Origin of the sequence: Quadrisphaera sp. RL12-1S (genome assembly GCF_014270065.1) — a bacterium.
Classification (GTDB): Bacteria; Actinomycetota; Actinomycetes; order Actinomycetales; family Quadrisphaeraceae; genus Quadrisphaera.
This window is the reverse complement of sequence record NZ_JACNME010000001.1, coordinates 376,578-401,044: the sequence shown is the minus strand read 5'-3', so window position 1 is coordinate 401,044 and position 24,467 is coordinate 376,578. Positions and strand designations below refer to the sequence as shown.

The 24,467-nt window shown below is 75.2% G+C and carries 22 protein-coding genes; 17 read left to right on the top strand and 5 right to left on the bottom strand.

Annotation, left to right across the window (positions count from 1 at the left end):
* Positions 1-11: 11 nt before the first annotated feature.
* Complete coding sequence (locus tag H7K62_RS01870; RefSeq protein ID WP_370591560.1) at positions 12-560, top strand: amino-acid N-acetyltransferase; 549 nt, start codon at positions 12-14, stop codon at positions 558-560.
* An 81-nt stretch (positions 561-641) separates the two neighbouring features.
* On the opposite strand, the gene H7K62_RS01865 is transcribed toward H7K62_RS01870, so the two are convergent.
* The gene (locus H7K62_RS01865; protein ID WP_186715807.1) at positions 642-1,574 is read right to left on the bottom strand and encodes an A/G-specific adenine glycosylase; all 933 of its coding nucleotides are present in this window, start codon (positions 1,572-1,574) and stop codon (positions 642-644) included.
* Positions 1,575-1,869: 295 nt separating this feature from the next.
* Between H7K62_RS01865 and chvE the strand changes: the two genes are divergently transcribed.
* From chvE to mmsB, 3 genes are all read left to right on the top strand, one after another.
* A complete protein-coding gene (gene chvE / locus H7K62_RS01860) occupies positions 1,870-3,021 on the top strand; it encodes a multiple monosaccharide ABC transporter substrate-binding protein (RefSeq protein ID WP_186715806.1) in 1,152 nt (383 codons plus the stop codon).
* A gap of 187 nt (positions 3,022-3,208) precedes the next feature.
* A complete protein-coding gene (gene mmsA / locus H7K62_RS01855; RefSeq protein ID WP_186716513.1) occupies positions 3,209-4,843 on the top strand; it encodes a multiple monosaccharide ABC transporter ATP-binding protein in 1,635 nt (544 codons plus the stop codon).
* Positions 4,840-6,066, top strand: coding sequence for a multiple monosaccharide ABC transporter permease (gene mmsB / locus H7K62_RS01850; protein ID WP_186715804.1), 1,227 nt, complete (start codon positions 4,840-4,842; stop codon positions 6,064-6,066). Before mmsA ends, mmsB begins: the two co-directional genes overlap by 4 nt.
* Before the next feature lie 104 nt (positions 6,067-6,170).
* Here mmsB and H7K62_RS01845 read toward each other — a convergent pair whose 3' ends face one another.
* The 4 genes from H7K62_RS01845 to H7K62_RS21435 form a co-directional block, all read right to left on the bottom strand.
* Positions 6,171-7,979, bottom strand: a complete 1,809-nt coding sequence (locus H7K62_RS01845) for a DUF7800 domain-containing protein (protein ID WP_222436884.1) — start codon at positions 7,977-7,979, stop codon at positions 6,171-6,173.
* Positions 7,980-8,017: 38 nt separating this feature from the next.
* The gene (gene disA / locus H7K62_RS01840; RefSeq protein ID WP_186715802.1) at positions 8,018-9,118 is read right to left on the bottom strand and encodes a DNA integrity scanning diadenylate cyclase DisA; all 1,101 of its coding nucleotides are present in this window, start codon (positions 9,116-9,118) and stop codon (positions 8,018-8,020) included.
* 98 nt (positions 9,119-9,216) lie between these two features.
* Positions 9,217-10,653, bottom strand: a complete 1,437-nt coding sequence (gene radA / locus H7K62_RS01835) for a DNA repair protein RadA (RefSeq protein WP_222436883.1) — start codon at positions 10,651-10,653, stop codon at positions 9,217-9,219.
* A gap of 122 nt (positions 10,654-10,775) precedes the next feature.
* A complete protein-coding gene (locus H7K62_RS21435) occupies positions 10,776-11,153 on the bottom strand; it encodes a hypothetical protein (RefSeq protein ID WP_222436882.1) in 378 nt (125 codons plus the stop codon).
* A 116-nt stretch (positions 11,154-11,269) separates the two neighbouring features.
* Here H7K62_RS21435 and H7K62_RS01830 point away from each other — a divergent pair, with 116 nt between their 5' ends.
* From H7K62_RS01830 to hemB, 13 genes are all read left to right on the top strand, one after another.
* A complete protein-coding gene (locus H7K62_RS01830) occupies positions 11,270-12,409 on the top strand; it encodes a LacI family DNA-binding transcriptional regulator (protein ID WP_222436881.1) in 1,140 nt (379 codons plus the stop codon).
* A gap of 87 nt (positions 12,410-12,496) precedes the next feature.
* The gene (locus H7K62_RS01825; RefSeq protein ID WP_186715798.1) at positions 12,497-13,180 is read left to right on the top strand and encodes an L-ribulose-5-phosphate 4-epimerase; all 684 of its coding nucleotides are present in this window, start codon (positions 12,497-12,499) and stop codon (positions 13,178-13,180) included.
* 61 nt (positions 13,181-13,241) lie between these two features.
* Complete coding sequence (gene araA / locus H7K62_RS01820) at positions 13,242-14,780, top strand: L-arabinose isomerase (RefSeq protein WP_186715796.1); 1,539 nt, start codon at positions 13,242-13,244, stop codon at positions 14,778-14,780.
* 152 nt (positions 14,781-14,932) lie between these two features.
* A complete protein-coding gene (locus tag H7K62_RS01815; protein WP_370591559.1) occupies positions 14,933-15,724 on the top strand; it encodes a sugar phosphate isomerase/epimerase family protein in 792 nt (263 codons plus the stop codon).
* Between the two features lie 75 nt (positions 15,725-15,799).
* Positions 15,800-16,981: an acetoin utilization protein AcuC gene (locus H7K62_RS01810; RefSeq protein WP_370591558.1), complete on the top strand. Its 1,182-nt coding sequence runs from the start codon at positions 15,800-15,802 to the stop codon at positions 16,979-16,981.
* A gap of 255 nt (positions 16,982-17,236) precedes the next feature.
* Complete coding sequence (locus H7K62_RS01805; RefSeq protein WP_139710215.1) at positions 17,237-17,443, top strand: helix-turn-helix domain-containing protein; 207 nt, start codon at positions 17,237-17,239, stop codon at positions 17,441-17,443.
* A 104-nt stretch (positions 17,444-17,547) separates the two neighbouring features.
* Entirely contained in the window at positions 17,548-17,646 is a 99-nt protein-coding gene (locus H7K62_RS01800; RefSeq protein ID WP_003792170.1) for a 30S ribosomal protein bS22, read from the top strand.
* Positions 17,647-17,779: 133 nt separating this feature from the next.
* Positions 17,780-18,046 (top strand): glutaredoxin family protein, encoded by a 267-nt coding sequence (locus H7K62_RS01795; protein WP_186715794.1) that lies wholly within the window; start codon positions 17,780-17,782, stop codon positions 18,044-18,046.
* Positions 18,047-18,237: 191 nt separating this feature from the next.
* Positions 18,238-18,984 carry a redox-sensing transcriptional repressor Rex gene (locus H7K62_RS01790; protein WP_370591557.1) on the top strand — a complete coding sequence of 249 codons (747 nt, stop codon included), beginning with the start codon at positions 18,238-18,240 and terminating at the stop codon, positions 18,982-18,984.
* A complete protein-coding gene (locus tag H7K62_RS01785) occupies positions 18,981-20,462 on the top strand; it encodes a glutamyl-tRNA reductase (RefSeq protein ID WP_186715792.1) in 1,482 nt (493 codons plus the stop codon). Before H7K62_RS01790 ends, H7K62_RS01785 begins: the two co-directional genes overlap by 4 nt.
* Positions 20,459-21,541 (top strand): hydroxymethylbilane synthase, encoded by a 1,083-nt coding sequence (hemC, locus tag H7K62_RS01780; RefSeq protein ID WP_186715790.1) that lies wholly within the window; start codon positions 20,459-20,461, stop codon positions 21,539-21,541. Before H7K62_RS01785 ends, hemC begins: the two co-directional genes overlap by 4 nt.
* Positions 21,538-23,334 (top strand): bifunctional uroporphyrinogen-III C-methyltransferase/uroporphyrinogen-III synthase, encoded by a 1,797-nt coding sequence (locus H7K62_RS23430; protein ID WP_186715788.1) that lies wholly within the window; start codon positions 21,538-21,540, stop codon positions 23,332-23,334. The genes hemC and H7K62_RS23430 overlap by 4 nt, the downstream gene beginning before the upstream one ends.
* Positions 23,335-23,353: 19 nt before the next feature.
* Entirely contained in the window at positions 23,354-24,334 is a 981-nt protein-coding gene (hemB, locus tag H7K62_RS01770) for a porphobilinogen synthase (protein WP_186715786.1), read from the top strand.
* The last annotated feature ends 133 nt before the right edge of the window (positions 24,335-24,467 follow it).

The following is a 24,467-nucleotide window of genomic DNA, read 5'->3' as shown; positions in this document are numbered from 1 at the left end:
ACGATGGGGTGGTGCCCGCTCCTCCCACCGGCGTCGACGCTCCCGCCGGCGCGGTGCCGTCGCGCGTGCTCGTCCGCAGGGCCCGCGCGAGCGACGTCCGCGCCGTCCGCGCCCTCACCGAGCCGCTGGCCGAGCGCGGCGTGCTCGTGGCCAAGCACGCCGTCGCCAGCTACGAGTCGGTCCCCGAGACGCGGGTGGCCGAGATCGACGGCGCGGTGGTCGGCTGCGGCGCCCTCCACGTCATGTGGGAGGACCTCGCCGAGGTGCGCACCCTGGCGGTGGCGTCCTCCGCGCGGGGGCTGGGCGTGGGCTCGGCCATCGTCGAGGCGCTCCTGGCCGACGCCCGCGAGAGCGGCGTATCCCGCGTCTTCTGCCTGACCTTCGAGGTGCCGTTCTTCGCGCGCCTCGGCTTCGAGGTCATCGAGGGCACACCGGTGGCGCCCGAGGTCTACGCCGAGCTGCTGCGCTCCCACGACGACGGCGTGGCGGAGTTCCTCGACCTGGCCCGCGTGAAGCCGAACACGCTCGGCAACACCCGCATGCTGCTCCACCTCCGCTGACGCTCAGCGTCGTCGTCTGCGTCCCCGTCTGCGTCCCCGTCCCCGCGCTCGCCGCGGAGGCCGCGCGGGGGAGGGCGGGCGTCACAGCGGCAGCGACCAGCCGCCACCGGAGGGCACCACGAGGCCGTCGGCCACCAGGGACGCCAGGCAGCGCTCGCGCTGGCCGTCGTCGTCCCAGGCGGCCCGCAGCGCCGCGTCGTCCAGGGGCCCCGGGGCCTCCCGCAGCAGGGCCATCAGGCGCCCGCGCACCTGGCGGTCCGTGCCGTGCCAGGCCTGTCCGCGCCGCGCGGGGCCGTCGTCCGGCGGTGCACCCGCTCGCTGCCAGGCGCAGAGGTCCGCCACGGGGCAGGCCCCGCACCGGGGGGCCCGCGCCGTGCACACCAGGGCCCCCAGCTCCATGACGGCCACGGACCAGCGCGCCGGCAGCCGCGGGTCACCGGGGGGCGCCTGGGGCAGCACGGAGGCCGCCAGGGCCGTCTCGGCGGCGGTGAGGGCCGGTGCCGGCTCGGCCCGTCCCTGCACCGCGCGCGCCAGCACCCGCCGCACGTTCGTGTCCACCACGGCCACGCGCTGCCCGAAGGCGAACGCTCCCACCGCCGCGGCGGTGTACGCGCCGACCCCGGGCAGCGCCCGCAGCTCCGCCTGGTCCGAGGGCACCCTCCCGCCGTGCCGCTCGACGACGGCGACGGCCGCGGCGTGCAGCCGCAGGGCTCGGCGGGGGTAGCCCAGGCGCCCCCAGGCCCGCACCGCCTCGCCGGGGCCGTCCGCGGCCAGCGCCGCGGGGGAGGGCCACCGCTCGAGCCAGGCGCGCCACGCCGGCTCCACGCGGGCGACGGGCGTCTGCTGCAGCATCACCTCGCTGACCAGCACGGGCCAGGCGATCTCGTCCGGCGGGCCGGGGTGGCGCCAGGGCAGGTCGCGGGCGTGCGCGGCGTACCACCGCAGGACCGCGGACACCAGCTCGGAGGTGTCCTCGCCACCGGGGGAGGCGGGTGCGCTGGGCGGTGGGGGCACGCCCCATGTTCTCCCGGAGACGGAGCGGTGGGGCGGGGCCCCCGACGCCGCGAGCCCCGTCGAGTCGCCCGCGACGGGTGTGACCGGATCGTGACCACCCGAGAGGCCCTGTGCCCTTGACCGCCCCGGGCTGAGAGCGTTCACAATCGACCCCGCGCAGAAGACGCAGGCACGGTGCAGCACAGTCGCCCGCCTGCTGGCTCACAGCGCTCACCGCGTCCCCCGGGGGCGCGGTGCGAAGGCCACGTCCGGGCGCTGGAGCACGGGTGGGCCTCGAACGACAGAGAGGTACCGCGTGAACAAGCGTTTCGCACTCGTGGCCGTCGGAGCAGCACTCGCCCTCGGCCTGTCGGCCTGCGGTGGCGGCGGAGCCGGCTCCCCCGCTGCCGGCGCCTCGAGCGGCGCCAGCTCCGCCGCCCCCGCGGACGTCACCGTGGGTGTCGCGATGCCCACCCAGACCTCGCAGCGCTGGATCGACGACGGCAACAACGTCAAGGCCGGCCTGGAGAAGCTCGGCTACAAGGTCGACCTGCAGTACGCCAACGACGACATCCCCACGCAGGCGTCGCAGATCACGTCCTTCATCAACAACGGGGACAAGGTCCTCATCATCGCGTCCATCGACGGCACCGCGCTGAGCAGCCAGCTCGCCGACGCCGCCGCGGCCGGCATCAAGGTCATCTCCTACGACCGCCTGATCCGCAACAGCCCGAACGTCGACTTCTACGTGTCGTTCGACAACTACAAGGTCGGCGTCCAGCAGGGCACCTCGCTGCTGACCGGCCTGGGCATCCTCAACGCCGACGGCTCGAAGAACGCCGCCGCCACCGGCCCGTTCAACGTCGAGCTGTTCGCCGGCTCGCTGGACGACAACAACGCGACGTTCTTCTACAACGGCGCGATGGACACCCTGAAGCCGTACATCGACAGCGGTGTCATCAAGATCCCGTCGGGCCAGACCAAGATCGAGCAGATCGCCACGCAGCAGTGGAAGACCGACGTGGCGCAGAAGCGCATGGACACCCTGCTGACCTCGTCTGACGCGAACGTCACGCTGAACGGCGTGCTCTCGCCCGCCGACATCGTCAGCCGCGGCATCATCACGTCGCTGGCCAACGCTGGCTACGGCCAGGGGAGCAAGAAGTTCCCGATCGTCACCGGCCAGGACGCCGACATCGACAACGTCAAGCTCATCAACGACGGTCAGCAGTACTCGACCATCTTCAAGGACACCCGCAAGCTGGCCGACGAGGCCATCAAGGTCACGGGTGACTACCTGTCCGGCAAGGAGCCGGAGGCGAACAACACCAAGGACTACAACAACGGCACCAAGGTCGTGCCGTCGTACCTCCTCGAGTCCACGGTCGTGACGAAGGACAACATCAAGTCCGTCCTCGTCGACTCCGGCTACTACACGCAGGCGCAGGTCGACAAGGGCCAGAAGTAACACCTCCCCCTCACTGCCGGCCGTCGCGCGCCCCCGTCACGGGGGCGCGGGGCGGCCGGCAGTGGCGAGGTCGGCCCATGCGCACAGCAGGCACCACGACAACCAGGCGGGCGGCACAGTGACAGCGACCGACAGCACTCCCTCGGGCAGCGGACACCCGCTGGGCGCGACGGACGACATCCTGGAGATGCGCTCCATCACCAAGACGTTCCCCGGCGTCAAGGCCCTCTCCGACGTGACGCTCACGGTCCGTCGCGGTGAGGTCCACGCCATCTGCGGCGAGAACGGCGCCGGCAAGTCGACCCTCATGAAGGTCCTCTCGGGCGTCTACCCGCACGGCACCTACGACGGCGAGATCGTCTTCGAGGGCCAGGTGGCGCGCTTCAGCGGCATCAACGAGTCCGAGCACGCGGGCATCGTGATCATCCACCAGGAGCTCGCCCTGGTGCCCTACCTGTCCATCGCGGAGAACATCTTCCTGGGCAACGAGATCAAGGGCCGCGGCGGTCTCATCGACTGGAACCGCGCGAACGGCGAGGCCGGCAAGCTGCTGCGCCGCGTGGGGCTCAAGGAGAACCCCACCACGCCCGTGGGCCAGCTGGGCGTGGGCAAGCAGCAGCTCGTCGAGATCGCCAAGGCGCTCACCAAGGACGTCAAGCTGCTCATCCTCGACGAGCCGACGGCCGCCCTCAACGACAACGACTCCGAGCACCTGCTCGGCCTCCTGCGCCAGCTGCAGGCCGAGGGCATCACCTGCATCATCATCAGCCACAAGCTCAACGAGATCATCTCGATCGCCCAGTCGACGACGATCATCCGCGACGGCCGGACGATCGAGACCCTGGACATCGCCGCCGGCGAGGTGACCCAGGAGCGGATCATCCGCGGCATGGTCGGCCGCGACCTGGAGAGCCGCTTCCCCGAGCGCGAGAGCCACCCCGGTGAGGAGGTGCTGCGCGTGGAGGACTGGACGGTCGGCCACGCCACCCAGGACCGCCTCGTGGTGGAGGGCGCCAACCTCTCCGTGCGCGCCGGCGAGGTCATCGGCATCGCCGGCCTCATGGGCGCGGGGCGCACCGAGCTGGCCATGAGCATCTTCGGGCGCTCCTACGGCCGCTTCCTCGGCGGCCGGCTCTACAAGCGGGGCCAGCAGATCCAGGCCCGCAACGTCCGCGAGGCCATCAAGCACGGCATCGCCTACGCCACCGAGGACCGCAAGAAGTACGGCCTCAACCTCATCGACGACATCAAGCGCAACGTCTCCGCGGCGGCCCTCGAGAAGCTGTCCGGCGCCGGGGGCCTGGTGAACGCCAACGAGGAGATCGCCGTCGCCGAGCGCTCGCGCAAGGACATGAACATCAAGGCGCCGACCGTGATGTCCGTGACCGGCAAGCTCTCCGGCGGCAACCAGCAGAAGGTCGTCCTCTCGAAGTGGATCTTCGCCGACCCGGACGTGCTGATCCTCGACGAGCCGACCCGCGGCATCGACGTGGGCGCCAAGTACGAGATCTACGTGATCATCAACAAGCTGGTCGCAGCGGGCAAGGCGGTCATCGTCATCTCCTCGGAGCTGCCGGAGCTGCTGGGCATCTGCGACCGCATCTACACGCTGTCGCAGGGCCGGATCACCGGTGACGTCCCGATCGCCGACGCCAGCCAGGAGCGCCTCATGGAGCTCATGACCCTCGAGCGCGTCGGGGCCCGCTCCGGCGGCGCCACGGCGGGCACCTCCGCGGAGGTGCCGTCCGTCGCCGGCGCCCCGCAGCAGTCCGAGCAGTCGCGCTCGCCCATCTCCAGCCAGAACCCCGAGGACCTCGCATGAGCACGCAGACCACCGCGCCGGCCGCCCCGAGCGCGCCCCAGCCGAAGACCGGGAGCGCCAACCCGCTGGTGGCGCTCACGGCCAACCTGCGCCAGAGCGGCATCTACATCGCGTTCGTGCTGGTGGTGGCCCTGTTCGCCGTCCTCACCGACGGCCAGAGCCTGGCAGCCCGCAACGTCTCCACCATCGTCACGCAGTACGCCTACGTGCTGATCCTCGCGATCGGCATGCTCATCGTCATCGTCGCCGGCCACATCGACCTGTCGGTGGGCTCCGTGCTGGCGGTGGTCGGTGCGGTGGCCGCCCGCCTGGCGATCACCCAGGGCCAGCCGTGGTGGGTCGCGGCGCTCGCCGCGGTCGCCGTCGGCATCGTCATCGGTGCCTGGCAGGGCTTCTGGGTGGCCTACGTGGGCGTCCCGGCCTTCATCGTGACGCTGGCGGGCATGCTGCTGTTCCGCGGCCTGGACTACCTGGTCCTGGAGAACATCTCCCTGTCCGGGTTCCCGTCGGCCTACTCGCAGATCGCCACCGGCTACCTCAACAACCTCATGGGCGGTTACGGGTACGACGCGTTCACCGTCCTCATCGGCGTGCTGGCCGTGGTCGGCTTCGTCGTGCAGCAGCTGCGCACCCGCCGCGCCCGCGTGAAGTACCAGCAGGTCGTCGAGGCGCTGCCGGTGCTCCTGCTCAAGATCGTGGTCGTCGGCGCGGTCGTCATGTGGTTCGCGTGGCAGCTCGCCACCGCCCGCGGCCTGCCCATCGTGCTGATCCTGCTGGCCGTGCTGGTCCTGGCCTACGCCGTCATCACCAAGTCGACGGTCTTCGGCCGGCAGGTCTACGCCATCGGCGGCAACCTGTCCGCGGCGCTGCTCTCCGGCGTGAACGTCCGGAAGGTCAACTTCTGGATCTTCGTGAACATGGGCTTCCTCGCCGGTGTCGCGGGCGTCATCTTCTCCTCGTACACCAACGGCGCCCAGCCGGCCGCCGGCACCGGCGCCGAGCTCGACGCCATCGCCGCGGCCTTCATCGGCGGCGCGGCGGTCACCGGAGGTGTCGGCACCATCGTCGGCGCCATGGTCGGTGGCCTCCTGGTGGCCGTCATCAACAACGGCATGATCATCCTCGGCCTGGGCCAGCAGTGGCAGTTCATCATCCGCGGCATGGTGCTGCTGCTGGCCGTCGCGTTCGACGTCTACAACAAGCGGCGCTCCGGCACCCGCTGACGCGTCGCGCGACCGCGCTGGCGCCGCCAGCAGGACGACGACGAAGGGCCCCGGCACCAGCCGGGGCCCTTCGTCGTCGTCCTGCTCCTGATGCTCCGTCGGTCTCAGACGAGGGTGCGGTGGAGCGTGCGGCGCAGCCACCGCCCGGACCGGTCCACCCGCACGTGGTCGACCTCGAGCCGCGCGCTGCGGCCGTCCAGCACCACCGTCATGACCCCGTTGTCGAACCACGGCCCCTCCTCCACCTCCCACGTGGCCGGGGGCCGCTCCACACGGGCGACGCGCGCCAGCAGCGCGGCGAGCGCGCGCACGGGAGCCTGGCCCGCCAGGCGGTTGGCCACCCGCAGCGCGGGCTTGAGGGGGTTGCGGAACGGGGACATCACCAGCTGGTGGACGGCCGTCGGGCTCCCGACCACCCCGTCCAGCTGCGCGCGGGCCGTGTAGCTGCAGTGCACGTCACCGGACAGCAGCAGCACCGTGGCGGGCGGGCGCGGGCCGCCCGCCACGCGCGCCAGCAGCCGCAGGAGATCGTGCAGGGAGCTGCCGAACGCCGGCCAGTGCTCCAGGTCCACCGCCTGCCGCAGGGCCTCACCGGGCCGCTGCAGCCAGCGGCCCCACCGCCCGGCCACGAGGGCCTCGTTCCAGGCCTCGACGTCGGAGAACGCCGGCACCATGAGCGCCGGCAGCGTGCTCGCCAGCAGCAGGTGGTCGACGGGGGCGCCGGGCTGCGCCTGCCGCTGGACCCACTCCCACTCGGCGTCGTCGAGGATCGCGCGGTCGCCGGGGTCGAGCCGGCGCGAGCAGCGGCAGTCCACGGCCACGAGGCGCACCCCGCCGTGCGCGTCGCTGCCGTCCGCCGAGGTGCGGCCGAAGTCGCGCACGTAGCTCCAGCGCGCCGTGTCCGGGTCGGAGTCGGCGCGCTCGGCGTAGTCGTCCAGGAGGGTGCTGCGCGCGTCGTCGTCGTCAGCGGCGGTGATGGCCGCGAGCAGCTCCTCGCGGTCCAGCTCGGCGGGACTGAGGTTGCCCAGGTGCTGGTAGACCCAGTAGCTGCCCAGAGCCCCCCGCACCCGGTCGTCGAACCAGGGCTGCCGGCGCACCTCCTCGCGCCACGCCTGGGAGGTGTTCCAGTCGTCGCGCAGGTCGTGGTCGTCCAGGAGCATGCACGTGGGCACCGTGGACAGCAGCCAGCGCACCGGCGCGACGCTCCAGCTCTCGGTGTACAGCCACGTGTACTCCTCGAAGGTGCAGATCTCCTCCGCCACCTCCTCCTGCCCGGCGACGTCCGGGTCGCGCCGCGCCTGCCGCAGCCGCTCGCGGATCGGCGCCGACGGCTCGTCGGCGTAGAGCTGGTCGCCCAGCATGAGCAGCACGTCGGGCCGCTCCAGCGCCGGGCCCTGCGCCGGGGGGAACGCCATGCGGTGCGCCAGCTCCACGAGGGCGTCGGGCCCCACGGCGGCCACCCCCGCGGCGTCGAGCGGCTCCGAGCGCCGGCACGAGCCGAAGGCCAGGCGCAGCTTCCCGTCGGCGTGCGCCGTGCGGACGGTGCTCGGCGGGAAGGCCGCCAGCTCCGAGTCCGGGCTGGCCGGCGGCCAGACCCGTCGCGAGGCGGGCGGGTGGGCCGCGTCCGGCCCCGCGGGCTCGGCGAGGTGGACGCGGTAGGGCAGCTCGGAGGCCTCCGGGAGGCCCCGCACCACGAGGATCGCGTAGTGGTGGCCGTGGACGCCCCAGGTGCTGCCCGAGGCGGTCACCGGGGCGTCCAGCACCCCGCCCCCCACCTCCACGCACACGGTGCAGGGGCCGCTGGTCTCGAACCAGAGGGTGGCGCTCGTTGCGTCGACGTGGCGCAGCATCGGCCCGAGCACGAGCTCGGGGACGCCCTCGAGGACGCCGCCAGCAGGACCGTCAGCAGTCACGCCCCGATCATCTCCCGCCGAGGCCGGGAGCACCCGCTCTAGACGTAGCGCTCGAGGATGCTCGACTCGGCCAGGCGCGACAGGCCCTCCCGCACCGCGCGGGCCCGGTGCTCACCGACCCCGCCGACGCCCATGAGGTCGTCCGTGCTGGCGGCCAGCAGCTTCTGCAGGCCGTCGTAGTGCGTGACGAGCCTCTCGACGACGACGGCGGGCAGCCGCGGCACCTTCGACAGCAGCCGGTAGCCGCGCGGGGAGGCGGGCGAGTCGAGGGTGTCGCCGTCGCCGAGGAGCCCCAGCACGCGCGAGAGCGCCTCGAGGTCCACCAGGCGCGAGTCGGTCAGGGCCGAGAGGTCCTCCAGGACGCCCTGCACGGAGCGGCCGGTGCGGACGGCGGTCTCGCTGCCGGCCGGTCCGGTGAGGTAGTCCCGCACCACCAGCTCGCGGTCCCCGCCGATGCCGCTGACCAGCTCGTCGAGCTGCAGCGACAGCAGGCGGCCGTCAGCGCCGAGCTCGACCACGTAGCCGGAGATCTCCGCGGAGATCCGCCGGACCATCTCCAGGCGCTGCAGCACGCTGGCGACGTCGCGCAGCGTGACGAGGTCCTCGATCTCCAGGGCCGACAGCGTGCCGGTCACCTCGTCGAGGCGGGAGCGGTAGCGCTCCAGCGTGGCCAGTGCCTGGTTGGCGCGCGCCAGGATCGAGTCCGACCCCTCCACCACGTGCCGGCGCGAGCCCACGTAGAGCGCCACGATGTTCATGGAGGCGCTCACGGAGACCACGGGCAGACCCGTCTGCTTGGCGGTCCGCTCGGCGGTGCGGTGGCGGGTGCCGGACTCGCTGGTCTCGATGGACGGGTCGGGCACCAGCTGCACCGCCGCGCGCACGATGCGGGTCACCGCGCGGTCGCAGACGATGGCTCCGTCCATCTTCGCCAGCTCGCGCAGGCGGGTGGCGGAGAAGTCGACGTCGAGGTTGAAGCCACCCGTGCACAGCTGCTCGACGGTCGCGTCGTGGCCGAGGACCACGAGCGCGCCGGTCCGCCCGCGCAGGATGCGCTCCAGGCCGTCCCGCAGGGCCGTGCCCGGGGCGACGACGGCCAGCGTGGCCCGCAGGAGGGCTTCCTCCTCGCGCTCGTCCACGCGGGGAGTCTAGGGGGAGGCCCGCCCGGGGGCCGTCCGGTGGCCCGGTCGCGGTCGGTCGCGACCCGGTCGAGCGCCCGCGGCCGGGGGCGGTCCGGTCAGGACCGCGCCCCGTCGGGCAGCACGGCAGCGACGGCCTCGCCGAGCGAGCCCACCACCTCCAGGCGGGCGGCGCGGCGGGTCCGCTCGTCCACCAGCTCCACGGCGCCCGGGGGCACCAGCAGGCGGGTGTGGCCCAGCCGCACCGCCTCCGCGGCCCGCGCCTGCAGCATCGGCACGGCGCGCACGTCCCCGGACAGCGCCACCTCGCCCAGGGCGGCGACGTCGGCCGGCAGGGCCCGGTCCCGCGCGGCCGAGGCGATGGCCAGGCACACGGCGAGGTCGGCGCCGGGGTCGGACAGCCGCATGCCGCCCGCGGAGGAGACGTAGAGCTCCTTGGCGTGCACCGCCACCTTCGCGTGCCGCTCGGTGACGGCGGTGAGCATCGCCGTGCGCGCGCTGTCGAGCCCGGAGACGGCGCGCCGGGGCACCGGCGCCTGCGTGGGGGCGACCAGCGCCTGCACCTCGGCCAGCAGCGCCCGGCGCCCCTCCACCGTGATGGTCGTGCAGGTCCCCGGGACGGGGGCGTCACGGGTGCCGCGGAACAGCGCGCTGGGGTCGGGGACCTCGCGCAGGCCGGTGTCGGTCTGCTCGAAGCAGGCCACCTCGTCCGCGGGCCCGTAGCGGTTCTTCACGGCGCGCAGCAGGCGCAGCGCCGTGTGGCGGTCTCCCTCGAGCGTGAGGGTCGTGTCGACGAGGTGCTCGAGCGACCGGGGGCCGGCCACCGTCGTCTCCTTGGTGACCTGGCCGACCAGGCAGACCGGCAGCCCCCGCTCCTTGGCCAGGCGGGTCAGGGCCCCCGCCACCGCCATGACCTGCGACACGCCGCCGGGACGCCCCTCCACCTCCGAGGAGGAGACGGTCTGCACCGAGTCCACCACGAGCAGGGCGAGCCGCTCGGAGGAGGCGCTGAGCTGCTCGACGTGGCCGAGCACCGCACCCAGGTCGGTGTCGTCCGCGAGGAGCAGCTGCTCGGAGCGGGCGCCCGTGCGCCGGGCGCGCACCGCGATCTGCTCCACCGACTCCTCCGCGGACACGTAGAGCACCACCGCGCCCGGACCGGCGGCCGCGGCCACCGCGTCGGCCACCGCGAGGAGCAGCGTGCTCTTGCCGGCGCCCGGTTCACCGGCGAGCAGCAGCACCTGGCCGGGCACGAGGCCCCCGCCGACCACGCGGTCGACCTCGGCGAGCCCGGTGGGCAGGCGCTGCAGCCGCCCGGTGGCCACCACCTCGCTGGCGCGGCGCGCGGCGCGCGCGGGGGCCGCGGGCGCGGGAGCCCCCGCCCCGCGCGGTGCGCTGGCGAGCAGGGGCGCCGCCTCGGTCAAGGACCCCCACGCCTGGCACTGGCCGCAGCGCCCCACCCAGCGCGGTGTGGTCCAGCCGCACTCCGCGCAGCGGTGCTCGGCGCGGGGGGCTCGGGTGGTGCGGGTGCTCACCCGGGTGACGCTAGGTGCTGGCTCCGACACCCGGCGCAGCACGACGACGCCGGCCCCCAGCGAGCGGGAGGCCGGCGGTCGTGCGGAGGTCGTGCGGTCCCCGGCGAGGGGCAGGAGGCGGGTCAGTAGGCGTTCGGGTAGGCGGACGCGAAGCCGTGCATGGCCAGCAGGACCACCGCGCCCACGAAGCCCGCGGTGGTCGGGGCGATCGCCAGGATCAGCATCGCGATCTCCTTGGTGCGGGCGTAGAGGAAGCCCGAGGCGATGGCCATGACCAGCAGGCCCGCCACGGAGATCCCGAACGCCTGCCACGCCTGGTCCAGCGTGGTGCCGTTGAGGTCGCTGGGCGGTGCGATGCCCGCCGGGACGACGGTCGCCAGGACGGTGCCGCCGAGGAACAGCAGGAAGAGGGCCACGGAGGCCGGGGAGAAGATGGGCTTGCGGATGGTGCCGCGGCCCGGGGGGCCGGGGCGGTGGGTCTCGGCGTGCGTGCTGCTCATGGGCGTCACTGTGCTCTGCGCCGCTGCTGCGCGCCAGCCCCCACGCCCTACCATCGCTCCTCCCCGGACCGGCGCCGCCCGGCAGCGGCGCCGGAGCGGGTCCGGAGGAGGTGTCGGTGCCTGTCGACGCGGCGGGCGGTGGGCCCGCGCAGGGACGCGCCCCCGTCATGGCGGACGTGGCGGCGCGGGCGGGCGTGTCCCTGCAGACCGTGTCGCGGGTGGTCAACGACCACCGCAGCGTCCGCCCCGAGACCCGGCGCCGGGTCGAGCAGGCCATCTCCGAGCTCGGCTACCGCGTCAACACCGCGGCGCGCGCCCTCGTGACGCGCTCGACCCGCACCATCGGCCTGGTCAGCGCGAGCTCCGCCGAGTACGGGCCCACCAGCGCGCTGCTCGGCGTGGAGCAGGCGGCCCGCTCGGAGGGCTACGCCACCTCGGTGGTGCTGCTCCCCGAGGTCGGGCCGCGCGAGGTGCGCGAGGCGGTCGACCACCTGCGCGACCTCGGCGTGGACGGGTTGGTGGTCATCGCCCCGGACGACGCGGCCGTGGCGGCCGTGGACGCCCTGGACCCCGCCGTGCCGGTGGTGACGCTGGAGGCGCCGCTGGGCGGGACCGCGGACGCCGGCGGCCACCTCGGCCTCCCCTCCGCCAGCGTCGACCAGGGGGAGGGCGCGCGGCGGGCGGTCCGCCACCTCCTGGAGCTCGGTCACACGACGGTCCACCACGTCAGCGGCCCCCGGGACTGGCTCGAGGCGCGGGCGCGGGAGGCCGGCTGGCGCGCGGAGCTGCTGGCCGCCGGCGCGCCGGTGCCCGAGGTGGTGCCGGGGGACTGGGCCGCGGCGGCCGGCCACCGGGCGGCGGGCCCGCTGCTGGAGCACGGCGCCACCGCGGTGCTGGCCGGCAACGACCAGGTGGCCATCGGGCTGCTGGGGGCGCTGTGGCAGCGCGGTCTGCGCGTGCCCGACGACGTCAGCGTCGTCGGCTTCGACGACGTCCCGGAGGCGGCCTACCTCGTCCCCCCGCTCACCACCGTGCGGCAGGACTTCGACGCCCTCGGCCGGCGCTGCCTCGAGGTCCTCCTCGCGCGCCTGCGCGGCGAGCCGGCCCAGGTCCGCCGGGTGGTGCCCGAGCTGGTGGTCCGCGCCAGCACCGGGCCGCCGCCCCGGGCCGCGGGTGCGCCGCGCCCCGGGGGAGTCCCCGGCGGTGTCCGGCCAGGACCCCCCGGACGGCCCCTGGACGAGCGCGCCGGAGGTTGACCCGCCACCGTGTGAGCGCTCACAATCCAGGTGGCCGCCGGTGCTCGCACCGGGCCTGAGCACGCCCGACGAGGAGCCCCCGCACGCATGAGCACCCCCACCGCCCGCACCGAGCGCGGCACCCACCGCCGCCTGCGCGAGGAGGTGGCCGCGCTGCACGGCCACCTGGTCCGCTACCAGCTGGTCACGTGGACCGCCGGCAACATCTCGGCGCGCGTCCCCGGCGAGGACCTCTTCGTCATCAAGGCCTCCGGCGTCGACTACGAGTCCCTCGACTGGCGCGGCGTCGTCGTGTGCGACCTCGACGGGAACCTCGTCGACGGCGAGCACTCGCCCAGCTCCGACACCGCGGCCCACGCCCACGTCTACCGCTCCCGCCCCGACGTCGGCGGCCAGGTGCACACGCACAGCCCCTACGCCACCGCCTGGGCGGCCCGGGGCGAGCCCATCCCCTGCGTGCTCACGGCGATGGCCGACGAGTTCGGCGGGCCCATCCCGGTCGGGCCGTTCGCGATCATCGGTGACGACTCCATCGGCCGCGGCGTGGTCGCCACGCTGGAGGGCTCGCGCAGCACCGCGGTCCTCATGCAGAACCACGGCGTCTTCACCGTCGGGGAGGACGCTCGCGCCGCGGTGAAGACGGCGGTCATGACCGAGGACGTCGCCCGCACCGTCCACCTCGCGCGCCAGCACGGCGAGCCGCTGCCGATCCCGCAGGACGCGGTCGACCGCCTCTACAACCGCTACCAGAACGTCTACGGCCAGCGCTGACCGCACCGACGCGGCCCCACCACCCAGAGCGCCACCACCACGAGAGGCAGCACACCACCCCATGAGCTCCGCAGCGCCGACGTCACCCCTGCTCGACCCGTTCTCCACCCGCGAGGTCTGGTTCCTCACGGGCAGCCAGGACCTGTACGGCGAGGAGACCCTCGCCCAGGTGGCCGAGCAGAGCCGGCGGGTCGCGGACCTGCTCGACGGCGCGGGCGCCGTCCCGGTCCGCGTCGTCTGGAAGCCGGTCGTCAAGAGCTCGGACGCCATCCGCCGCGTCATGCTCGAGGCCAGCGCCGACGACTCCGTGGCCGGCGTCATCACCTGGATGCACACCTTCAGCCCGGCCCGGATGTGGATCGCCGGCCTGTCCGTGCTGTCCAAGCCGCTGCTGCACCTGCACACCCAGGCCGACCCGGCGCTGCCGTGGGCGACCATCGACATGGACTTCATGAACCTCAACCAGGCCGCCCACGGCGACCGCGAGTTCGGGTACGTCCTGTCGCGCCTGCGCTCGTCGCGCACCACGGTGGCCGGCTACGCCGGTGACGCCGGTGTGCAGCAGCGGGTGGGGGAGTGGGCCCGCGCCGCCGTGGCCGCCTCCGTGGCCCGGTCGCTGAAGCTGGTGCGCTTCGGCGACACCATGCGCAACGTCGCCGTGACCGAGGGCGACAAGGTCGAGGCCCAGATCCGCTGGGGCGTCGACGTCGAGGCGCTGGGCGTCAACGCCCTCGCCGACGTCGTCCTGCAGGTCTCCGACGCCGAGGCCGACGCCGTGGTCGCCGAGTACGCCGACCGCTACGAGGTCGCCCCCGAGCTGCTGCCCGGCGCCGAGCGCGCCGAGTCGCTGCACTACGGCGCCAAGATCGAGGTGGCGCTGCGCCGGGTGCTCGAGGCCAACGGCGCTGAGGCGTTCACCACCAACTTCGAGGACCTCGGCTCCCTGCGCCAGCTGCCGGGCCTCGCCGTGCAGCGCCTCCTGGGCGACGGCTACGGCTTCGCCGGCGAGGGCGACTGGAAGACCGCCGCGCTCACGCGCGTGCTCAAGGCGGCCGGCGCCGGCCTGCCCGGCGGCACCGCCTTCATGGAGGACTACACCTACGACCTGGTCCCGGGCCAGCCCCAGCGGATCCTCGGCGCCCACATGCTCGAGGTCTGCCCGACCATCACCACCGCCACGCCGCGCATCGAGGTGCACCCGCTCGGCATCGGCGACCGCGAGGACCCGGTCCGCATGGTGCACACCGCCGACCCGGGTGACGCCGTCGTCGTCGGCTGGTGCGACCTCGGCGAGCGCTTCCGCCTGGTGGCCAACGAGGTGCGCGTGGTGACCCCGCCGCAGGACCTGCCGAACCTCCCCGTGGCCCGCGCCGTCTGGGAGCCCCTGCCCGACTGGCGCACCTCCACCGAGTGCTGGCTGGAGGCGGGCGGGCCCCACCACACGGTGATGTCGACGCAGTTCGGTCTCGAGGTCCTCGAGGACCTGGCCGACGTCGTCGGCACCGAGCTGGCGGTCATCGGCCGCGGGACGACGACGCGCTCCTTCAAGCGCGAGCTGCGCTGGGAGAGCGCCTACCGCGTCCTCCAGCGCGGCGTCTGACCGCAGGCTCGAGCCCACCCGCACGCGCAGCGCGCCGTCCCCACCCGCCGACCCGGGCGGGGGCGGCGCGGCTGTGCGCCCGGGGGCCGCGACCGCGGAGGGCGGACCTCCTCCGCCGGGTGGCCTGACAGCTGCGCCCGTAGGGTGATCCGGTGGCTGTCGCGGTGACCCTGTCGACGGCGTCGGTGTACCCCCAGGGGGTCGCCGACGCGTTCGAGATGGCGGCGCGCGTCGGCTACGACGGCGTCGAGGTGATGGTCTGGACCGACCCGGTGAGCCAGGACGAGGACGCCATCGCCGAGCTGTCCGACCACTTCGGCGTGCCGGTCACCTCCGTCCACGCCCCCACGCTGCTGCTCACGCAGCGGGTCTGGGGCAAGGAGCCGTGGCCGAAGGTCGAGCGGGCGGCGCGGATGGCCAAGCGGCTGGGGGCGCGCACCGTGGTGGTGCACCCGCCGTTCCGGTGGCAGAAGGACTACGCCACCGGCTTCGAGGCCGGGGTGCGGCGCATCGCGCAGGCCGAGGGCGTCACGCTCGCCGTGGAGAACATGTACCCGTGGCGCGCCGGCGGGCGGGAGTTCGCGGCCTACCTGCCCGGGTGGGACCCCTGCGAGCTCGACTACGACGCCCTGCTGCTGGACGTCTCCCACGCCGCCACGTCGGGCCTCAGCTGCCTGGAGCTGGCCCAGCGCATGGGGGACCGCCTGGTGCACCTGCACCTGACCGACGGCAACGGCTCCCCCAAGGACGAGCACCTGCTGCCCGGCCAGGGGTCCCAGCCGGTGGCGGAGCTGCTCGCCCACCTGGCCGCGGAGGACTGGCAGGGCGACGCCTGCGTCGAGGTGACCACCCGTCGCAGCCGCGGCCCGGACGAGCGCCGGGCGGCGCTGGCCGGAGCGCTCGCGTTCGCCCGCCAGCACCTCCAGGCACCTCCCGCCGGCTGACCCCCTCGGCCGGTCGGCGCGCGCCGTCCCGCGGGCGGGGCGGAGCCGGACCGCGGGTGCCGCTAGCGTGCAGGAGTGGCGGATCGCACGCTGGTGGTCTGGGACGACGCCCTCGCGGCGCACGACTTCGGCCCCGGCCACCCCATGGCGCCGCTGCGCCTGCAGCTGACCGCGCGCCTGGCGCGCGAGCTGGGCCTGCTCTCGGCGCCCGGGGTGAGCGTCATCGGCGCGCGCGTCCCGTCCGACGAGCTGCTGACCACCGTGCACGACCCCCGCTACGTGGCGGCCGTCCGGCGCGTCTCCGCCGACCCCCGGCTGGTGGACCTGGCCCACGGGCTCGGCACGGACGACGACCCCGTCTTCGCCGGCATGCACGAGACGTCCGCGCGGGTGGTGGCGGCGACCACGGACTGCGCCGACGCCGTCTGGTCCGGTGAGGCCGAGCACGCGGTGAACGTCAGCGGCGGCATGCACCACGCCATGCCCGACCGCGCCAGCGGCTTCTGCATCTACAACGACGTCGCCGTGGGCATCAACCGCCTGCTCGAGCGCGGGGCCCGCCGCGTGGCCTACGTGGACCTGGACGTGCACCACGGCGACGGCGTCGAGGCGGCCTTCTGGGACGACCCGCGGGTCATGACGCTGTCGCTGCACGAGTCGGGCCGCACCCTCTTCCCCGGCACCGGCTGGCCCGAGGAGACGGGCGGGCCGGGGGCGGAGGGCAGCGCCGTCAACGTCGCCCTCCCCGCCGGCACCTCCGACGCGGGGTGGCTGCGGGCCCTGCACGCGGTGGTGCACCCGCTGGTGCGGGCGTTCCGGCCCGAGGTGCTCGTGACCCAGCACGGAGCCGATGCGCACGCGCAGGACCCGCTGGCCAACCTGGCGGTCAGCGTGGACGCCCAGCGGGCCGCGGCGCGGTCGCTGCACGACCTCGCCCACGAGGTCTGCGGCGGTCGGTGGGTGGCCACGGGTGGCGGCGGCTACGACGTGGTCGACGTGGTCCCGCGGGTGTGGTCGCACCTGCTCGGGATCGCCGCGCACGCGCCCGTGCCGCCGTCCACCCCGGTGCCGACGGGGTGGCGGGAGTTCGTGACGGCGCAGGGCTGGGACGCCCCCGAGGCCATGACCGACGGCGCGCAGGCCTGGTTCTCGCCGTGGGAGGCCGGGGCGGACCCCTCCGACGCGCTCGACAGGGCGGTGCTCGCCACGCGTCGTGCCGTCTTCCCCAACCACGGCCTCGACCCCTGGTTCGACTGACCCGACCGGCCGCTGCGGCGCGTCGCGGCGGGACGCGCCGCTGACCGCTGACCTGCGCCGGCGAACACCCGCGGGGTCCCCGCCCGCGGAGCACGATGGCCGGGCAGGCGTCTGCCCGCGCGCGCCGGGGCGCCCACCAGGGTGTCTCACACGCTTGTAACTTCCGCAACGACTTCCCCAGAAGTCACACGTGCCACTACTGTGAGTGCTCAGAGGCCCCTGGAGCTCAGGGTCCAGGGACGACCGGGAGGAACCATGGCGATGGACCGCGACTTCAGCGGTGTGCGCTTCCTCACCGTGGCCGAGGTCGCCACGATGATGCGCGTGTCGAAGATGACGGTGTACCGCCTGGTGCACTCCGGTGAGATGCCCGCCGTGCGCGTGGGCCGCTCCTTCCGGGTGCCGGAGACGGCCGTCGACCAGTACCTGGCGCACTCCTTCGTGGAGACCGAGGCGATGTGACCTCGCCCTGAGCGTTCCGGGTGCCCTGGGGGCAGTCGGTACGCTGGGGCGCAGGAGCATCCGCCGGCAGCGCTCGTCGCTGCCCCGAACGATCTGAGGCACCGATGGGCTCGGTCATCAAGAAGCGCCGCAAGCGCATGGCCAAGAAGAAGCACCGCAAGCTGCTGCGCAAGACGCGCCACCAGCGCCGCAACAAGAAGTAGGCGCACCTGCTGCAGACCCGCACCGCCCCGCGCGGTGCGGGTCTCGTGCGTCCCGGGGGTCGCTGCGGGCGCCCGCAGGGCCGGCCGGAGGTGGCCGGCACGGGCCGCGGAGGCCGCCGGTAGCCTCGCCGACGTGGACGAGGGGCGCACCGAGCGCGAGGTCGAGCGCGTGGTGCTGTACGGCCGGCGCGGGTGCCACCTGTGCGACGTCGCCCGCGAGCAGGTCGCGCGGGCCTGTGCCGCGGCGGGCGCGACGTGGCGCGAGGTCGACGTCGACGCCGACCCCGAGCTCGTCGCCCGCTACAGCGACCTCGTGCCCGTCGTCACGGTGGACGGGCGCCACCACGCGCACTGGCGGGTCAGCGAGGAGGACCTGGTGGCCGCCCTGGCGGCCCGCTGAAGGACCGGTGGCCGGGCCCCGGGGCCCGCTCGCCCGCCCGCGCTGTGCCGACGGCGCGCGCGGACTTTGTTCTGCCCTTCACAAGTGCCTAGTCTGGACTGCCCGCGCCACCCGCGCCGGGCGCGGACGGACCTGTGGCCCGAGGGGTCCGGCGTCCGCCAGCTGACCGCCAGCAGGAGCCCTGCCCCACCGTGACAGACCCGCACGCCACCCCGCCGCTGCGCGCCCCGCGCGACGGCGCCAGGGGCGTCCCCGACGCCACCGTGGCCCGGCTCCCGGTGTACCTGCGCGTCCTGACCGGGCTCGGCGAGCGCGGCGTGGCCACGGTCTCCAGCGAGGAGCTGGCGCTCGCGGCGGGCGTCGGGTCGGCCACCCTGCGCAAGGACCTGTCCCACCTCGGCAGCTACGGGGTGCGGGGCGTGGGGTACGAGGTCGCGCGCCTGGTCCAGCACGTCGGACGCTGCCTGGGCCTGGCCGAGGAGTGGCGGGTCGTCATCGTGGGGATCGGCAGCCTCGGCCGGGCGCTGGCCAACTACAGCGGCTTCGCGCCGCTCGGGACCCGCGTGGTGGCGCTCGTGGACAGCGACCCCGCCGTGGTCGGTGAGCGCGTGGCGGGGCTGGAGGTCCTGCCGTCGTCGAGCACCGCGCGGGTGGTGGGGGAGCTGGGCGTGCGGATCGCCGTCCTCGCCGTCCCCGCCGGTGCCGCGCAGGCCGCGTGCGACGCCGTGGTCGCCGCGGGCATCACCAGCGTCCTCTCCTTCGCCCCCGTCGAGCTGCAGGTGCCCGCGGGCGTGGAGCTGCGCAGCGTGGACCTGTCCACCGAGCTCGGCATCCTCGCGTTCCGCGAGCGCCGCCGCGCCGCCACCGCCGGCGAGCTGCCGGGCGAGCTGGCCGGGTCCGCTCCGCGCACCGGGTCGAGCGCGGGGGGCGCCCGGTGAGCCTGCTCTTCGTGGGGATGTCGCACCGCACCGCCCCGATCGCCCTGCTGGAGCGCGCCGCGCTCGACGCCGACGCGGCCCGCGACCTGGCCCGCGACCTGTGCGGCGGCGCCGTGCAGGAGGCCGCGGTGCTGGCCACCTGCAACCGCGTCGAGGTGTACGCGGTGGTGCCCGCCTTCCACCTCGGCGTCCAGGACCTGTCCGCCGCGCTCGCGCAGCGGGCCGGGGTCCCCCTGGGCGACCTGTCCGAGTCGCTGCTGTTCGCCTACGGCGAGCGGGCGGTGGAGCACCTGTTCTCCGTCTCCGCCGGTCTGGACTCCATGGCGCTGGGCGAGTCCCAGGTGCTGGGCCAGGTGCGCGCGTCGCTGCGCCGCGGCCAGGAGGACGGCACCGTCGGGCGGGTGCTCGACCAGCTGGTGCAGCGGGCCCTGCGCGTGGGCAAGCGCGTGCACAGCGAGACCGGGCTGGACCGCGCCGGCCGGTCCCTCGTGGAGGCCGCCCTGGAGGGCGCCGACGCGGTGGTCGGCCCGCTGGCGAGCGCGCGGGCGCTCGTGGTGGGCGCCGGCTCCATGAGCGCTCTGGCCGCCACCACCCTCCAGCGCCTCGGCGTCGGCTCGATCGCGGTGGCCAACCGCACCGCCGCGCGCGCCGAGCGCCTGGCCGCTGCCGTGGGCGGCACCTGGCTGCCCCTGGACGACCCCGCGGCCCTGCGCGCCGCCCTTGCCGAGGCCGACGTGGTGGTGTCCTGCACCGGCGCCGTCGGCACCGTGCTGGACGCCGCTGACGTGGCGGCGGCGCGCGAGCAGCGGCGCCGCGGCGCCGACGGCTCGGTCGCGCAGCAGCTGGTGGTGGACCTGGCCCTGCCGCACGACGTCGACCCGGCCGCGGGTGAGCTGCCCGGGGTCGAGCTGGTGGGGCTGGACGCCCTGCGCCAGCGGCTCGCGACCCCCGACGACGACGAGGCGCTCGCCGGCGTCGCGGGCAGCGTGAGGTCCGCGCGCGCCGTCGTCGCCGAGGAGGTGGCCGGCTACCTCGCCGAGCAGCGCGCCGCCGCGGTGGCGCCCACGGTGGCCGCGCTGCGCTCGCTCGCTCGCGACGTGGTCGAGGCCGAGGTGTCCCGGCTGCGGGGGCGCCTGGGCGCCGACGCGGACCCGCGCGTGGTGGCCGAGGCCGAGCTGGCCGTCCACCGCGTCACCGAGAAGCTGCTCCACACCCCCACCGTCCGGGTGAAGGCGCTCGCCGCCGACGGCGCTGACGGTGCCGGCTACGCCGCGGTGCTGCGCGAGCTGTTCGACCTCGACGGTCCCGCCGGCGGCCCCGCGGGCCTGGGTGGCCTGGGTGCCGGTCCCGTCGCCCCGACGGTGTCCACCCCCGGCGCGTCCACCGGCGGCGGGAGCGTCGCCGAGGTGCTGCGCGCCGTCTCCGCACCGGTCGGTGGCCCGGTCCCCGCGCGCGCACCCGAGGAGGGCGCGGCGTGAGCGGGAGCCCCGCGGCCGTCGAGCCCGCGCTGCGCCTGGGGACGCGTCGCAGCGCTCTGGCGCGCACCCAGTCCGAGCACGTCGCGCAGGCGCTGCGCGAGCGCACCGGCCGGGCGGTGGAGCTGGTCGAGGTGACCACCGAGGGCGACGTCTCCCGCGCTCCTCTGTCGAGCCTGGGCGGGACCGGGGTCTTCGCCACCGCCCTGCGCGAGGCGCTGCTGGCCGGCCGCGTGGACCTGGCGGTGCACTCCCTCAAGGACCTGCCGACCGCACCCGCCGCGGGCCTGGTGGTGGCCGCCGTGCCGCCCCGCGAGGACCCCCGGGACGTGCTGGTCGCGTCCGCGGGCCGCCGCCTGGCGGACCTGCCCGCGGGTGCCCGCGTGGGCACCGGGTCGCCCCGCCGCGCCGCCCAGCTGCGCGCCCTGCGCCCGGACCTGGCCGTGGTGGACGTCCGGGGCAACGTGGACACCCGGCTGCGCATGGTCTCCGAGGGCCACCTCGACGCGGTGGTCCTCGCGCGCGCCGGCCTCCTGCGGCTCGGCCGCGCCGGTGAGGCCACCGAGGTGCTCGGCACGGACCAGCTGCTGCCCGCTCCCGGCCAGGGGGCCCTGGCCGTGGAGTGCCGCGCCGACGACGACGGCGTCCGCGACGCCTGCGCGCTCCTCGACGACCCCGCCAGCCGCGCCGCCACCACCGCCGAGCGGGCCCTGCTCGCCGCTCTGGAGGCCGGCTGCGCCGCACCCGTCGGCGCGCTGGCCCTCCTCGACGACGACGGCGGGCTGCGGCTCACCGGCCTGGTGGCCGCGCTGGACGGCTCCGCCGCCGCCGTCCGCTCGGGCTCCGGCCCGCTCGACGAGGCCGCCGCCACCGGACGCCGGGTGGCCGCCGACCTGCTCGCCTCCGGGTCACCGGCGCTCGCGCCCCTGGCCCCCGCGCAGACCGCTCAGGCAGCCCGCCTGACGACACCTCCCGACCCCGCCCGCCCCGAGACCCCGCGCACCAGCAGCGCAGCACCGCAGCCAGCCTCGAACACTCACGACGCGGCGGCCCACGAGCCGCCGGAGAGGGTGCACCCGTGACCCCGCCCACCTCCGCCCCGACGCTCACCGACGCCGCACCGCAGGCAGCGTCCGACGCCGGCGCCACCACCGCCTCCAGCTCCCCCGCGGGTGCTGCCGGCGGCACCAGCCAGACCCGCACCACGACCAGCAGCTCCGCGGGCGCCGGGGCCACCAGCGCCTCCGTCGCGGCGCCGGTGCCCGCCGTCGCCTTCGTCGGCGCCGGTCCCGGTGATCCCGGCCTCCTCACCCTGCGCGCGGCGGAGCTCCTCGCGGCCGCCGACGTCGTCGTCGTCGACCGCGGCGCTGACGCCGAGACCACCGGCGCCCCCGAGGGCGCCGCGCTGGCCGCGGTGCACCGCCACTGCGCCGACGGCGTGCAGGTGCTGGAGACGGCCGCGCCGGAGGGCGGGGCACCCCTGACGGGGGCCGCTCGCGCCAAGCTCTCCCTGGCCGCGGCCCGCTCGGGGCGCGCCGTGGTGCGGCTCTTCGGCGGGGACGCCGCCAGCGCCCCGCAGCTGGCCGACGAGCTCGCCGCCGTCCGTCGCGCCGGCGTGGCCGTCGAGGTGGTGCCCGGGGTGTCCGTGGCCACCGCGGTGCCCCTGTACGCGGGCATCGCCACGGCCACCTCGCGCGCCAGCGACGTGCACGTGCTCGACGCCGCCCTGGGTGAGGCGGCGGTCGACGCCGTCAGCGGGGTGCCCGGCACCGTGGTCGTCACCGGTTCCGCCGACGACGTCGTGGGTGCCGCCAAGGCGCTGCTGGCCTCCGGCAGGAGCGGCTCCGCGGAGGTCGTCGTGACCTCCGGCGGCACCACCACCCACCAGCGGTCGGTCTCGGCCACGCTGTCCACGCTGCCGGACGTGCTGGCCTCGGAGGGCGAGCACCTGCCGGAGCCGCTCGTGGCGGTGCTGGGCCCGGGTGTGGCCAAGCGCGACAAGCTGGCGTGGTTCGAGTCGCGCCCGCTGTTCGGGTGGCGGGTGCTGGTCCCGCGCACGCAGGCGCAGTCGTCGTCCACGGTGGAGCGCCTGGCCGCCGTCGGCGCCGTCAGCGAGGTCGTGCCGACCATCGCCGTGGAGCCGCCGCGCAGTCCGCACCAGATGGAGAAGGCCGTGCGCGGCCTGGTGACCGGCCGCTACGAGTGGGTGGGCTTCACCTCCGTCAACGCGGTCCGCGCCGTCAAGGACAAGTTCGCCGAGTACGGCCTGGACGCCCGCGCGTTCTCCGGCCTCAAGGTCGCGGCTGTCGGCGGCACCACCGCCGCCGAGCTGCGCGCCTGGGGCATCGAGCCCGACCTCGTGCCCGAGGGCGAGCAGTCCGCGGCGGGCCTGCTGGCCGAGTGGCCTCCGTACGACGAGGTGCTGGACCCCATCGACAGGGTCTTCCTGCCTCGCGCCGACATCGCCACCGACACCCTCGTGGAGGGCCTGCAGCAGATCGGCTGGCAGGTCGACGACGTGACCGCCTACCGCACGGTCCGGGCGGCCCCGCCGCCGGCGCCGGTGCGCGACGCCATCAAGACCGGTGCCTTCGACGCGGTCGTCTTCACGTCCTCCTCCACGGTGCGCAACCTCGTCGGCATCGCCGGCAAGCCGCACCCGAGCACGGTGGTGGCCTGCATCGGACCGGCCACCTGCGCGACGGCCACGGAGCTGGGCCTGCGCGTGGACGTCCAGGCCGAGCACGCCAGCACGGCCTCGCTGGTCGACGCCCTCGCCGCCTACGGTGCGCAGCTGCGCGCCCAGGCCGAGGAGGCCGGCGAGCCCGTCCTGCGCCCGAGCGAGCGCCGCGCCGGCGCCCGCCGCCGCCGCTAGGCCTCGGAGGAGAGCCACCGTGCCGTTCCCCGCTGAGCGACCGCGGCGCCTGCGCGCCACCCCGGCGCTGCGGTCGCTCAGCGCCCAGGAGCACCTGGCGCCGCAGCGCCTCGTGCTGCCCGTGTTCGTCAAGGAGGGCCTGCGCGAGCCCTCGCCGATGCAGTCCATGCCCGGCGTGGTCCAGCACACGATGACCTCGGTGGTGGACGCGGCCCAGGAGGCCGTGGCCGCCGGTGTCGGCGGGATCATGGTCTTCGGGGTCCCCGCCGTGCGCGACGCGCGCGGCTCGGGCGCCGACGACCCCGAGGGCGTCCTCAACACCGCCCTGCGGGTGCTCGACGAGGCCGTCGGCTCGGACTGCGTGGTCATGGCCGACCTGTGCCTGGACGAGTTCACCGACCACGGCCACTGCGGCGTCCTCGACGAGGCGGGCCGGGTCGACAACGACGCGACGCTGGAGCGCTACGCCGCCATGGCGCTGGCGCAGGCCGAGGCGGGCGCCTCGCTGCTCGGCCTGTCCGGGATGATGGACGGCCAGACCGGGGTGGTGCGCTCCGCGCTGGACGCCGTCGGTCGCTCCGACGTCGTCCTCCTGGCCTACGCCGCCAAGTACGCGTCGGCGTTCTACGGACCCTTCCGCGAGGCCGTCGAGTCGACCCTCCAGGGGGACCGGCGGGCGTACCAGATGGACCCGGGCAACCGCCGCGAGGCGCTGCGCGAGGTGCGCCTCGACGTCGCGGAAGGCGCGGACGTGGTCATGGTGAAGCCCGCGCTGCCCTACCTCGACGTGCTCAGCGACGTGGCCGCCGCCGTCGACGTGCCGGTCTGGGCCTACCAGGTCTCGGGGGAGTACGCGATGGTCGAGGCCGCCGCGGCCGCGGGGATGATCGACAGGCAGCGCGCCATCCTCGAGTCGCTCGTGTCGGTGCAGCGCGCCGGTGCGACGGCGACGCTGACGTACTGGGCCACCGAGGTGGCCGACCTGCTCCGCAGGGGCTGACGAGAGTTGAGCGCGACGGGCTCAGACCTGGTTTGAGCCGGCCGTCCGCCGGGTATCCCGACGGTGGCACCGCAGGGGTGCCCGCGGACGGCAGGAGCGGTCCGCGTCATCTGATCTCGTGATCCGGTGAGGA